The sequence below is a fragment of the Pseudomonas sp. AS2.8 genome (genome assembly GCF_014190935.1).
GTDB lineage: Bacteria > Pseudomonadota > Gammaproteobacteria > Pseudomonadales > Pseudomonadaceae > Chryseomonas.
The window spans coordinates 641,801-654,089 of record NZ_JACHVV010000002.1 but is presented as its reverse complement, the minus strand read 5'-3'; the positions used below and the strand labels follow the sequence as shown (position 1 = coordinate 654,089).

General features: G+C 64.4%; 14 protein-coding genes. 11 read left to right on the top strand and 3 right to left on the bottom strand.

The genetic code is table 11. From position 1 onward, the window contains the following. Positions 1–144 precede the first annotated feature (144 nt). The 3 genes from sucC (at position 145) to brnQ (ending at position 3,747) form a co-directional block, all read left to right on the top strand. Entirely contained in the window at positions 145–1,311 is a 1,167-nt protein-coding gene (gene sucC, locus FHR73_RS10020) for an ADP-forming succinate--CoA ligase subunit beta (protein WP_064306646.1), read from the top strand. Further along, entirely contained in the window at positions 1,311–2,198 is an 888-nt protein-coding gene (gene sucD, locus FHR73_RS10015) for a succinate--CoA ligase subunit alpha (protein ID WP_183630842.1), read from the top strand. The genes sucC and sucD overlap by 1 nt, the downstream gene beginning before the upstream one ends. A 205-nt stretch (positions 2,199–2,403) precedes the next feature. Continuing rightward, entirely contained in the window at positions 2,404–3,747 is a 1,344-nt protein-coding gene (gene brnQ, locus FHR73_RS10010) for a branched-chain amino acid transport system II carrier protein (protein WP_183630840.1), read from the top strand. 55 nt (positions 3,748–3,802) lie between these two features. On the opposite strand, the gene FHR73_RS10005 is transcribed toward brnQ, so the two are convergent. Then, complete coding sequence (locus FHR73_RS10005; RefSeq protein ID WP_027596949.1) at positions 3,803–4,084, bottom strand: hypothetical protein; 282 nt, start codon at positions 4,082–4,084, stop codon at positions 3,803–3,805. A 200-nt stretch (positions 4,085–4,284) separates the two neighbouring features. Between FHR73_RS10005 and htpG the strand changes: the two genes are divergently transcribed. Both htpG and FHR73_RS09995 read left to right on the top strand, forming a co-directional pair. Next, on the top strand, positions 4,285–6,189 hold the full coding sequence (htpG, locus tag FHR73_RS10000) for a molecular chaperone HtpG (protein WP_183630838.1): 1,905 nt from the start codon (positions 4,285–4,287) through the stop codon (positions 6,187–6,189). Between the two features lie 55 nt (positions 6,190–6,244). Next, complete coding sequence (locus FHR73_RS09995) at positions 6,245–6,982, top strand: dienelactone hydrolase family protein (RefSeq protein ID WP_183630836.1); 738 nt, start codon at positions 6,245–6,247, stop codon at positions 6,980–6,982. 43 nt (positions 6,983–7,025) lie between these two features. Here FHR73_RS09995 and FHR73_RS09990 read toward each other — a convergent pair whose 3' ends face one another. Both FHR73_RS09990 and FHR73_RS09985 read right to left on the bottom strand, forming a co-directional pair. Next, positions 7,026–7,598: a SprT family zinc-dependent metalloprotease gene (locus FHR73_RS09990; protein ID WP_260175672.1), complete on the bottom strand. Its 573-nt coding sequence runs from the start codon at positions 7,596–7,598 to the stop codon at positions 7,026–7,028. After that, a complete protein-coding gene (locus FHR73_RS09985) occupies positions 7,546–8,166 on the bottom strand; it encodes a DNA-J related domain-containing protein (RefSeq protein WP_183630832.1) in 621 nt (206 codons plus the stop codon). Before FHR73_RS09985 ends, FHR73_RS09990 begins: the two co-directional genes overlap by 53 nt. A gap of 97 nt (positions 8,167–8,263) precedes the next feature. Here FHR73_RS09985 and ttcA point away from each other — a divergent pair, with 97 nt between their 5' ends. The 6 genes from ttcA (at position 8,264) to FHR73_RS09955 (ending at position 12,263) form a co-directional block, all read left to right on the top strand. After that, a complete protein-coding gene (gene ttcA / locus FHR73_RS09980; RefSeq protein WP_007159241.1) occupies positions 8,264–9,088 on the top strand; it encodes a tRNA 2-thiocytidine(32) synthetase TtcA in 825 nt (274 codons plus the stop codon). Then, complete coding sequence (locus tag FHR73_RS09975) at positions 9,088–9,759, top strand: DNA-3-methyladenine glycosylase I (RefSeq protein WP_183630830.1); 672 nt, start codon at positions 9,088–9,090, stop codon at positions 9,757–9,759. The genes ttcA and FHR73_RS09975 overlap by 1 nt, the downstream gene beginning before the upstream one ends. Next, positions 9,756–10,520, top strand: coding sequence for an NAD-dependent protein deacylase (locus FHR73_RS09970; protein ID WP_183630828.1), 765 nt, complete (start codon positions 9,756–9,758; stop codon positions 10,518–10,520). The genes FHR73_RS09975 and FHR73_RS09970 overlap by 4 nt, the downstream gene beginning before the upstream one ends. A 96-nt stretch (positions 10,521–10,616) precedes the next feature. After that, the gene (locus tag FHR73_RS09965) at positions 10,617–11,255 is read left to right on the top strand and encodes a C40 family peptidase (RefSeq protein WP_409258672.1); all 639 of its coding nucleotides are present in this window, start codon (positions 10,617–10,619) and stop codon (positions 11,253–11,255) included. A 96-nt stretch (positions 11,256–11,351) separates the two neighbouring features. Further along, a complete protein-coding gene (locus tag FHR73_RS09960; RefSeq protein ID WP_183630824.1) occupies positions 11,352–11,888 on the top strand; it encodes a C40 family peptidase in 537 nt (178 codons plus the stop codon). A gap of 54 nt (positions 11,889–11,942) precedes the next feature. Next, entirely contained in the window at positions 11,943–12,263 is a 321-nt protein-coding gene (locus tag FHR73_RS09955; protein WP_007159236.1) for a hypothetical protein, read from the top strand. Positions 12,264–12,289 lie beyond the last annotated feature (26 nt).

Here is a 12,289-nt window from a genome sequence, read left to right as displayed (position 1 = left end):
TCCAGGGCTCCACCGCAGGAAGGCACCTCGGACCCTTGCGAGGGCAGGGGTCACAGGTGGCGCGGTGCCCGCGATCGTCCGGAGGACGGCTCGGAGAACGCACAGCGTCGAATGCGCAATACCCAACGAAGACGGTAGACAAGCATGAATCTCCACGAGTATCAGGGTAAGCAGCTGTTCGCTGAATACGGCCTGCCCGTTTCCAAAGGCTACGCTGTCGACACCCCCCAGGAGGCCTACGAGGCTTGCGGCCGTATCGGCGGCGACGAGTGGGTCGTCAAGGCCCAGGTACATGCCGGTGGCCGTGGTAAGGCCGGTGGTGTGAAGCTGGTCAAGAGCAAGGAAGAAGCCAAGGAATTCGCCGCCAAGTGGCTGGGCCAGCGTCTGGTGACCTACCAGACCGACGCCAACGGTCAGCCGGTCACCAAGATCCTGGTCGAATCCTGCACCGACATCGATCAGGAGCTCTATCTGGGCGCCGTGGTCGATCGTTCCAGCCGCCGTATCGTGTTCATGGCGTCCACCGAAGGTGGCGTGGACATCGAGAAAGTCGCTCACGACACTCCGGAAAAGATTCTGAAGGCCACCATCGATCCGCTGGTGGGCGCTCAGCCCTACCAGGGTCGCGACCTGGCGTTCCAGCTGGGCCTGAAAGGTGACCAGATCAAGCAGTTCACCCAGATCTTCGTCGGTCTGGCCAAGCTGTTCCAGGACTACGACCTGGCTCTGCTGGAAGTGAATCCGCTGGTGATCAAGAAGGACGGCAACCTGCACTGCCTGGATGCCAAGATCAACATCGACAGCAACGCCATCTACCGTCAGCCCAAGCTGCGCGCCTTCCACGACCCGTCGCAGGACGACGCCCGTGAAGCCCATGCGCAGAAATGGGAACTGAACTACGTGGCCCTGGAAGGCAGCATCGGCTGCATGGTCAACGGTGCCGGTCTGGCCATGGGTACCATGGACATCGTCAACCTGCACGGCGGCAAGCCGGCCAACTTCCTGGACGTTGGCGGTGGCGCGACCAAAGAGCGCGTGACCGAGGCGTTCAAGATCATCCTGTCCGACAGCAACGTGAAGGCCGTTCTGGTCAACATCTTCGGCGGCATCGTGCGCTGCGACATGATCGCCGAAGGCATCATCGGTGCCGTGAAAGAAGTTGGCGTGAAGGTGCCGGTCGTGGTTCGCCTGGAAGGCAACAACGCCGAACTCGGTGCCAAGGTCCTGGCCGAAAGCGGCCTGAACATCATCGCGGCAACCAGCCTGACCGACGCTGCCCAGCAGGTCGTCAAGGCCGCGGAGGGTAAGTAATGAGCGTCCTGATCAACAAAGACACCAAGGTCATCTGCCAAGGCTTCACCGGTAGCCAAGGTACCTTCCACTCCGAACAGGCCATCGCCTACGGCACCCAGATGGTCGGCGGCGTGACCCCCGGCAAGGGCGGCTCCACCCACCTGGGTCTGCCGGTGTTCAACACCGTGCGTGAAGCCGTCGAAGCCACTGGCGCCGACGCTTCGGTGATCTACGTGCCGGCTCCCTTCTGCAAAGACTCCATCATGGAAGCGGCGCAGGGCGGCATCAAGCTGATCGTCTGCATCACCGAGGGTATCCCCACCCTCGACATGCTGGATGCCAAGGTGAAGTGCGACGAGCTGGGCGTACGCCTGATCGGCCCGAACTGCCCCGGCGTCATCACCCCCGGCGAGTGCAAGATCGGCATCATGCCCGGTCACATCCACCTGCCGGGCAAGGTCGGTATCGTGTCGCGTTCCGGCACCCTGACCTATGAAGCCGTGAAGCAGACCACCGACGCCGGCTTCGGCCAGTCCACCTGCGTGGGCATCGGCGGCGACCCCATCCCGGGTTCGAACTTCATCGATATCCTGAAGCTGTTCCAGGAAGATCCGCAGACCGAAGCCATCGTGATGATCGGCGAGATCGGTGGCAGCGCTGAAGAAGAAGCCGCGGCCTATATCAAGGCCAACGTGACCAAGCCGGTGGTGTCCTACATCGCCGGTGTCACCGCACCGCCCGGCAAGCGCATGGGCCACGCCGGCGCCATCATCTCCGGCGGCAAGGGCACTGCGGACGAGAAGTTCGCCGCCCTGCAGGACGCGGGTGTGAAGACCGTGCGTTCCCTGGCCGACATCGGCAAGGCCCTGGCTGAGCTGACCGGTTGGGAAGTCAAGAAGGCCTGAGCCTGACTGACTCCAGAAAAGGCCGCCTTCGGGCGGCCTTTTTCATGGGCGCGACCACGACGCCTCATCAGCTGCCGGCTGCCTTTTCGCCGGTAATTCGTTAGGATGGCAACCTTCCGCTCCAACGGCCACGCCGTGGCCCCGCCAAGACCTGCTCCCATGAGGGCGGGCTGCCTTGTTTTCCTCATTGCTGGTACTGCCTTCCATGAAAGCTTTGCAAAGCCGGGATGTCCTGGCCCTTGGATTCATGACGTTCGCGTTGTTCGTCGGCGCGGGCAACATCATCTTTCCCCCGATCGTCGGTCTGCAGGCAGGCGAGCATGTCTGGAGCGCCGCCCTGGGCTTCCTGCTGACCGCCGTCGGCCTGCCGGTGCTGACGCTGATCGCCCTGGCGCGGGTCGGCGGCGGCATGGACGCCCTGAGCAAGCCGCTCGGCCAGACCGCCGCCCGCACCCTGGCCATCGTCTGCTACCTGTCGGTAGGCCCGCTGTTCGCCACGCCGCGCACCGCCACGGTGTCCTTCGAGGTCGGCGTCGCGCCGCTGCTGGGCAACGGACCCATACCGCTGTTCCTCTACAGCCTGGCGTATTTCCTGGTGGTGCTGGTGGTCTCGCTCTATCCGGGACGCCTGCTCGACACCGTGGGGCGCTTTCTCGGTCCGCTGAAGATCCTCGCCCTGGCGGTGCTGGGCGGGGCGGCGCTGTTCTGGCCCGCCGGGGGCCCCGCCACGGCGGCACCGGACTATGCGTCCCGGGCGCTGTCCCAGGGCTTCGTCAACGGCTACCTGACCATGGATACCCTGGGCGCCCTGGTGTTCGGCATCGTCATCGTCAACGCCATTCGTGCCCGGGGCGTGACGGCGCCGCAGCTGCTGACGCGCTACACCATCATCGCCGGCCTCATCGCCGGGGCAGGGCTGGTGCTGGTCTACCTGAGTCTGTTCCAGCTCGGTGCCGGCAGCGGGGTGCTGGTACCCCATGCCAGCAATGGCGCCGAGGTCCTGCATGCCTATGTGCAGCACACCTTCGGCAGCGTCGGCAGCGACTTCCTCGCGGTGCTGATCACCCTGGCCTGCCTGGTCACGGCGGTGGGCCTGACCTGCGCCTGCGCGGAGTTCTTCAGCGAATTCCTGCCGTTCAGCTATCGCAGTCTGGTGGTCCTGCTGGCGGCCTTCTCCCTGCTGGTGTCCAACCTGGGCCTGACCCAGCTGATCCAGATCTCGGTGCCGATCCTGACCGCCATCTATCCGCCCTGCATCGCCCTGGTGGTGATGAGCTTTTTCACCGCCCGCTGGGCGGCGCCCGGGCGCATCCTCGGACCGGTGCTGCTGGTGGCCCTGGCCTTTGGCATCCTCGACGGCCTGCAGGCCGCGCACCTGACGGTACCCTACCTGAGCGGTGCGGTGCAGTGGCTGCCGCTGGCCGACTCGGGCCTGGGCTGGCTGTTGCCGGCCGTGGTGGTGGGCCTGGTCGCCCTGGCGCTGGAACGTCTGAGGCATGGCGGGCGTGCGCCTGAGGGTGAAGCCGAGCCGGATCCCTCGCGCTCCTGAATCAGGCGCCCACAAAAAAGCCCGCAGCAGCGGGCTTTTTTCATATCCGATCGGCTTACGGCTTGGGCTGGGTAGCCGGCGCGGTGCCGTTGGTGGTGCCAGTGGCCGGGCTGACCGAGGTGGCTTCGCCTTTGGATTGCTCCTTGGCAGCCTCGTTGGCAGCTTCGTTGCGCTGCTCGGCAGCCTTGTTGCTCTGCTCGGCGGCTTTGTTCAGGTTTTCCTGAGCTTTCTGTTCGGTCTTGGCAGCATCCTGAGCCTTGTTTTCGGAAGGCTTGTCACAGGCGGCGAGGCCGAAGGCGGCAGTGAAGAGCAGGGCGATGGCGAAGGGCTTTTTCATGTGTTTTCTCCTTATGAACTACACGACAGCCGTTCGAGCGCACCGTTAAAAGTTAAGTTCCGCGTCTAGCCCAAGCATCGCGCAAATTCCTACCTGCATCGCGAACCGAGCGCACCAAGGTTGAAATGTCACCGGGCGCCCCCATCTCCGCGACATCGCCAGGCATCTGGTGCGTACCTATCGATAGCGGAGTTTGTAGCATGAGTGTGGAGACTCAAAAGGAAACCTTAGGCTTCCAGACCGAAGTGAAGCAGCTGCTTCACCTGATGATTCACTCGCTGTATTCCAACAAGGAAATCTTCCTGCGCGAATTGATTTCCAACGCCTCCGACGCGGCCGACAAACTCAGATTCGAGGCCTTGTCCAAGCCCGAACTGCTCGAAGGCGGGGATACGCTGAAGATTCGCCTGAGCTTCGACAAGGAGGCCGGCACGGTCACCCTCGAAGACAACGGCATCGGCATGAGCCGCGAAGAGGTGATCGCTCACCTCGGCACCATCGCCAAGTCCGGTACCGCCGATTTCCTGAAGAACCTCAGCGGTGACCAGAAGAAGGATTCCAACCTCATCGGCCAGTTCGGCGTGGGCTTCTATTCGGCCTTCATCGTCGCCGACCAGGTCGACGTCTACAGCCGCCGTGCCGGCCAGCCCGCCGCCGAAGGCGTGCACTGGTCGTCCAAGGGGGAAGGGGAGTTCGAGGTCGCCAACATCGACAAGCCCGAGCGCGGTACCCGCATCGTGCTGCACCTCAAGCCCGAGGAAACCGAGTTCGCCGATGGCTGGCGCCTGCGCAACGTGGTCAAGAAGTACTCCGACCACATCGGCCTGCCCATCGAGCTGCCCAAGGAGCAGCAGGGTGGCGAGGACGAGCAGCCGGCCGCAGCCGAGTGGGAGACCGTCAACCGTGCCAGCGCGCTCTGGACCCGTCCGCGTACCGAACTCAAGGACGAGGACTACCAGGAGTTCTACAAGCACGTCGGCCATGACTTCGAGAATCCCCTGACCTGGAGCCACAACAAGGTCGAGGGCAAGCTCGAATACACCTCGCTGCTGTACGTGCCGGCCCGCGCGCCCTTCGATCTCTATCAGCGCGAAGCGCCCAAGGGCCTCAAGCTCTATGTGCAGCGCGTCTTCATCATGGACCAGGCCGACCAGTTCTTGCCGCTGTACCTGAGATTCATCAAGGGTGTGGTGGATTCCAACGACCTGTCGCTCAACGTCTCCCGCGAGATCCTGCAGAAGGATCCGGTGATCGACTCGATGAAGTCGGCGCTGACCAAGCGCGTGCTGGACATGCTCGAGAAGCTGGCCAAGAGCGAGCCGGAGAAGTACCAGTCGTTCTGGGGCCACTTCGGCCAGGTGCTCAAGGAAGGTCCGGCGGAAGACTTCGCCAACCGCGAGAAGATCGCCGGCCTGCTGCGCTTCGCCTCGACCCAGAACGGCGACGATGCCCAGAACGTGTCCCTGGCCGACTACATCGGCCGGATGAAGGAAGGTCAGGACAAGATCTACTACCTGACCGGCGAGAGCCACGCCCAGATCAAGAACAGCCCGCACCTGGAGGTCTTCCGCAAGAAGGGTGTCGAGGTGCTGCTGCTGACCGATCGCATCGACGAGTGGCTGATGAGCTATCTCACCGAATTCGACGGCAAGCACTTCGTCGATGTCGCCCGTGGCGATCTGGATCTCGGCAAGCTGGACAGCGAAGAAGACAAGCAGGCTCAGGAAGAGGTCGCTAAGACCAAGGAAGGGCTGGTGGAGCGCCTCAAGCAGGCCCTGGATGCCCAGGTCAGCGAAGTCCGCGTTTCCCATCGCCTGACCGATTCGCCGGCGATCCTGGCCATCGGCGAGCAGGACCTCGGTTTGCAGATGCGCCGCATCCTGGAGGCCAGTGGTCAGAAGGCGCCGGATTCCAAGCCGATCTTCGAGATCAATCCGCAGCACCCGCTGATCGAGAAACTCGATGGCGAGCCCGACGAGGACCGCTTCGCCGACCTGTCGCACATCCTGTTCGATCAGGCTGCGCTGGCCGCGGGCGACAGCCTCAAGGACCCCGCCGCCTATGTCCGCCGGTTAAACAAACTGCTGGTGGAATTGTCCGCTTGAAGATAGAGAAGCCCGCCTCGGCGGGCTTCTTCTTATCCACCCTTTGGAGGACCCCATGGTCGATGTCACTGTAAAACCCGTTGCCTACGAAATTGATGGTCAGCCGTTCGAGAGTCAGCTGGTGTACGCCACCAGTGGTAATCCCACCCGCCCGGGCGTGCTCTTCGCGCCCAACTGGATGGGGGTGTCCCATGGCGCCGTCGAGCAGGCCAAGGCGCTGGCCGAGGCCGACGGCCTGGCCTACCTGGTAGTGGATTTCTACGGTCGCAATGTGCGTCCGCAGAACGCCGACGAGGCCCTGGCGGCCATGACGCCGATCCGCGGCGATCGCGCCCTGTTGCGCCAGCGCATGCAGGCAGCCCATGCGGCGCTGGTCGCCCAGGCCGAGACGGCGGCGGTGGACGTCCACCAGATCGCGGCCATCGGCTTCTGTTTTGGCGGCTGCGCGGCCCTGGAACTGGCGCGCGACGGCGCCCCGCTGAGCGCGGTGGTGACCTTCCATGCCAACCTGGACACGCCCAACCCGGCCGATGCGGCCCGTATCACCGGCCCGGTGCTGGTGCTGCACGGCGCTTCCGATCCGCTGGTGCCGGACGAGCAACTGACCGGCTTCCGCCAGGAGATGGATGCCGCCCAGGTGGATTGGCAACTGTTGAGCTATGGCGGCGCGGTGCATTCCTTCACCGATCCCGAAGCCAACAACCCGGGCAAGCAGCAGTATCACCCGGTGGTGGCCAAGCGCGCCTTCCTGGCGATGCACAACGTGTTCGACGAAGTCTTCGCCCAGGGCTGATGAGGTTCGCTGCCGGCCGGAGCCCGGGTCGGGCCCGGCAGGGTCAGCCGCGGATAACTTCCTGGGTGAAATCCAGGGGGCCGCGGCAGCGTCGACACAGATAGCGCCGCCCCTTGCGCACCAAGGCGTGACGCTGGGCGGTGAATTCGAAGCGACCGTCCGGGCAGTTGCAGCGATACAGGTACAGGGTGCGTGCCCGTTGCGGCAATGCGTAGGTATGGCAGCGATCCGGCGGCAGGCCATAGACGCCGCGCATGATCAGCTGCCACTCCTCGCCATGGGGGCGGATGCCGCCACCAAACAGCTGGTGCGCCACCAGATGCGCTACCTCATGGGCCACGGTCTGTTCGAGAAAGTGAGCGCGATTTTCCTGATAGAGCTGCCCGTTGAATCTCAACCGGTTCTCGGTGAGATGGGCGACGCCGGCGCGTTGGCCGCGCAGGGCCAGGCTGACGTCTGGGCGCGCGAAGCGACGTTTGAAGAAGGCCTCGGCCTGCCGATAGCAGTCTTCGACCCGGGCTTGGAGTTGTTCAGGCATGGGCAACCTCTGGCGAGGCGGGTGATTATGCCGAAGCTCGTGCCTGCACCCTAGCGTCCGCGGTCGGCTGGTGGCCATAGTGCCTGCGCAGCGTATCCATGGCCGCGTTGATGGTCTGCAGCCGGCCGGTGCTGCCGCCATGGTCCGGATGGTGACGGCTGGCGAGCTGGCGATAGCGGCGGCGGATCTGGCCATAGTCCGCCGAACGATCCAGGCCCAGCAGGCGCAGGGCTTCCAGCAGTTCGGACTCGCCATTGACCAGCGCCCAGAAGTGATTGAGCAGGTTGGCCACGTCTTCCGCAGTGGTGGTCTCCAGCTGGGTGAGATCCAGGTAATAGGCGCGCAGTGGATCGGCCACCACCAGTCCGGGCCGGGCGCGCAGATAGGGCCGCAGTTCGATGCGCAGGGCGCTGATGACCAGTTCGGCGCGCTGTTCGGCACGCAACCGGTCGCGCAACTGGTAGAGGGCGTTGAAGACGCGAAAATGCAGGCGGAAGAGTTCGTAGTTGTCGGTTACCGGGCGCGGGGGTACGAGGGGCGAACCGGCGCGGCGCAAGGCCTGCAGCAACTCGTACTCCGACAGGCTGGCCTGAGCCCCGAGCAGTTCCTGATACAGCGCCGTCATGAGCGCCTGGGTCTCGCTCATGGCTGCCGGTCGCCGCGGACTGACGTTCGGGGTAGGGCGGCGGAAGCTTTGCGCGTAAAATGCCGGCCTTTCGTTTTTTCCTTTCGCGGATTCATCCATGGGCACCCTTTCGGTCAACCAGAACAAGCTGCAAAAACGCCTGCGCCGTCTTACCGGCGAAGCCATCGCCGACTACAACATGATCGAGGACGGTGACAAGGTCATGGTCTGCCTGTCCGGTGGCAAGGACAGCTACACCCTGCTCGACATGCTGCTCTATCTGCAGAAGGTCGCACCGATTCGCTTCGAGATCGTGGCGGTCAACCTCGACCAGAAGCAGCCGGGCTTTCCTGAACACGTTTTACCCCAGTATCTGAAGGAACTGGGGGTCGAGTACCACATTCTGGAACGTGATACCTATTCCGTGGTGAAGGAAAAGATCCCCGAGGGCAAGACCACCTGTTCGCTGTGCTCGCGCCTGCGCCGGGGCATCCTCTATACCTTCGCCGACGAAATCGGCGCGACGAAGATGGCGCTCGGCCATCATCGCGACGACATGGTAGAAACCTTCTTCCTCAATTTGTTCCATGGCGGCACCCTCAAGGCCATGCCGCCGAAGTTGCGCGCCGATGATGGCCGCAACGTGGTGATCCGCCCGCTCGCCTATTGCAACGAGAAGGACATCGAGGCCTACGCCGTCCTGCGCGAATTCCCCATCATTCCCTGCAACCTCTGCGGCTCCCAGGAAAACCTGCAGCGCAAGGTGGTCAAGGAGATGCTGCTGGAATGGGAACGCAAGACGCCGGGGCGTACCGAGATCATGTTCCGCGCCCTGCAGAACGTGGTTCCCTCGCAGCTGGCGGATCGCGAGCTATTCGACTTCGCCAGTCTCAAGATCGATGACAGCGCGACGCCGCGCTTCGTCCAGGTGATGAATCTCTGATGCGGGACTACGCCTGGCTGCTCGAATATGCCCTCAACCGCTGTGGCTCGCGCGCGGCCCTGGAAGCGCGACTGCCGCAACCGGTGGACGCCGCGACCCTGAAGGCCGTAGGCGATGACCGCTACCTCTCGCTGCTGACCCGGCGCATCTTTCGCGCCGGACTCAAGCACAGCCTGGTGGACGCCAAGTGGCCGGCCTTCGAGGAGGTCTTCTTCGGCTTCGATCCGGAAAAGGTGGTGCTCATGGGCGGCGAGCGCCTGGAGCGGCTGATGCAGGACGCGCGGCTGATCCGCCACCTGGGCAAGTTGCGCAGCGTGCCGATCAATGCCCAGATGGTGCTCGACTTCCAGCGTAGCCACGGCAGCTTCGGCCAGTTGCTGGCCGAATGGCCGACGCAGGACATCGTCGGCCTGTGGGAGCTGCTGACCAAGCGTGGCAATCAGCTGGGCGGCTTGTCGGCGCAGCGGTTCCTGCGCATGGCCGGCAAGGACACCTTCCTGGCGACCGACGACGTGGTGACGGCGCTCAAGGCGCAGAACATCCTCGATAAGGCGCCCACCGCCAAGCGCGATCGGCAGAAGATGCAGGAGGCTTTCAACCTCTGGCAGGAACAGAGCGGGCGTCCGCTCTGCCAGCTGTCGGTGATGCTGGCCCTGACGGTGAATCATTGACTGACGCCCTGGCCCGCGCCCGGGGTCTGCTCGCGCGGGCCGGGCGGGTGCTGTTCATCACCGGGGCGGGGCTGTCCGCCGATTCCGGACTGCCGACCTATCGCGGCCTGGGCGGGCTGTACAACGGCCTCACCGAAGAGGGCATCTCCATCGAGGCGGCGCTCTCGGGCAGCATGCTCCGGCAGCGTCCGGAGCTCTGCTGGCGCTACCTGGCGCAACTCGGCCGGGCCTGCGCCGCGGCCAGGCCCAATGCGGCGCACCAGGCGATCACCGACTTCGGCGTCAGTCACCCCGGCAGCTGGGTGCTGACGCAGAACATCGACGGCTTTCATCGGCAGGCGGGCTTTCCGCCAGAGCGGCTGATCGAGATCCACGGACAGCTGGAGCCGCTCGCCTGCATGAGCTGCGCGCAGGCCGTCGAGGAGGCGCAAGGCCATCTGGCCGGTCCGTTGCCGCCGCGTTGTCCTGCTTGCGGCGGCATTCTGCGGCCACCCGTGGTGCTGTTCGAGGAAGCCTTGCCGGTCAGCGAGCTGCAGCGTCTGCAGGAGGCGGTGGAGGAGGGCTTCGACCTGGTGATCGCCGTTGGCACCACGGCCGCCTTCGGTTATATCCAGGCGCCGATCGGCCGGACCCTAGCGCAGGGTGGCGACCTCATCGAGATCAATCCGGACCGCTCGTCGCTGAGTGGCCTGGCGACCGTTCAGATCAAAAAAAGGGCCGTAGACGTCCTTCCTCGGCTTTTGAGTCACATCGAGGGCTAAAAAAACTTGCCATCTGTGATCCGGGTCGGCAAGGTGTCGAAACTTTGAAAAAACGACACGGTCGTGCTCATGCCAAGGAACCGCCTCGCACCCCTCGTGCCCCTGTCTTTTGTCTGTCTGCTCGCCGCCTGTGCGAGTGCGCCGCAAAGTCCCGACGCGGTCGTTACCCAGGATTCGTCCAATACCTCCCGGACCTTCCAGACCGCTTCGCTGCATGGCCTGGGTGGCGCTGGCAATAGCTCCGCGCCCGTGGAAACCGAGGGCGCTCAGCAACGTCCGGTCTTTCCCCATACCCAGTCGCCGCATCAGCTCGACTGGGAGCGCGAGGTCGGCCCGCGCCAGGCGCTGCCGAATCTGGCGGACCAGATCCTCAATCGTGCCACCCAGCTGGTGGGTACGCCCTATCGCCGCGGCGGCAGCACCCTGGCCGGTTTCGATTGCAGTGGTTTCGTCAATTACGTCTTTCGCGAGCGCGCCGGCATGACCCTGCCGCGCTCCACCCGCGAGATCATCGATCTCGAAGTACCGGTAGTCAGCAAGAACGATCTGGAACCTGGCGATCTGTTGCTGTTCAATAGCAACGGCCGTGGCCGGGTCAGTCACACCGGTATCTACATGGGCGAGGGCAAGTTCATCCATTCCTCCAGCCGCCGGAGCGGCGGGGTGCGGGTGGACAGCCTGAACGACCAGTACTGGAAGGTGAGTTTCCTGGAAGGCAAGCGCGTATTGCGCTGAGGCGTATCGCCGCGATCTTCGCCGGTGCGCTTCGAGGACCCGTCGAGGCTGCGTGGCAGGCCGACGGTGATCGATGGATAACTAAGGATGTCTCCAATGCCGCATGCGGCTCGCCTCGGATTGTATTGCGTCTTCGTGCTGCTGGCCGCCTGTGCCGGCAGGCCGCCCCAGGCACCCGCACCGGTCGCCTCGGTCGTCTCTCGCCCCCTGCTGGAGAGCCAGGCCCAGGCCGCCAACGATGTACTCTTTCGGGCCATCGGCCTGGTCGGCACTCCCTATCGCTACGGCGGCAACACCCCGGCCGGTGGTTTCGACTGCAGCGGCCTTATCGGCTACGTCTATCGCGATGCGGCCGGGGTGACCCTGCCGCGCTCGACCCGCGAGATGATCACCCTCGGCTCGCCCAATGTGGCGCGCAATGCCCTGCAGCCCGGTGATCTGATCTTCTTCGCCACGGCCGGTGGCCGTCAGGTCAGCCATGCCGGCATCTATGTCGGGGAAGGGCGCTTCGTGCACGCGCCGCGTACCGGCGGTACGGTGCGCCTGGACAGCCTGGCCAAGCCCTACTGGCAGAACAGCTACCTGCAGGCCAAGCGGGTGCTGGTCACGCCGAGTCTCGCCGGCGGCTATTGAACCCCGTTCCGCCCGGGCCGCTCGAATGGGCATCCAGCCCGTGCGGAGCCCATCATGCCCCAGGCGATACGTCTGCCGCCCCAGCCGGCTCGTTGCGAGCTGTGCGGTCGGGCGGCGCCGCTCACCCGCCATCACCTGATCCCTCGCTCGCTGCACGACAAGGCCTACGTGCGCAAGAGATTCGACCGCGTCAGCCGGATCACCGCCACCCTCTGGGTCTGCCGACCCTGCCACAACCACATCCACCAGACCTTCGACGAAAAGACCCTGGCGCTGGAATACAACAGCCGCGAGTTGCTGCTCAGCGATGCGCGCATTCGCCAGTTCGTCGACTGGCTGGCGGCCAAGCCCGATGGCTTCGTCCCCAAGCGCTGATTAATACCACCCCTATAGTATGTTGC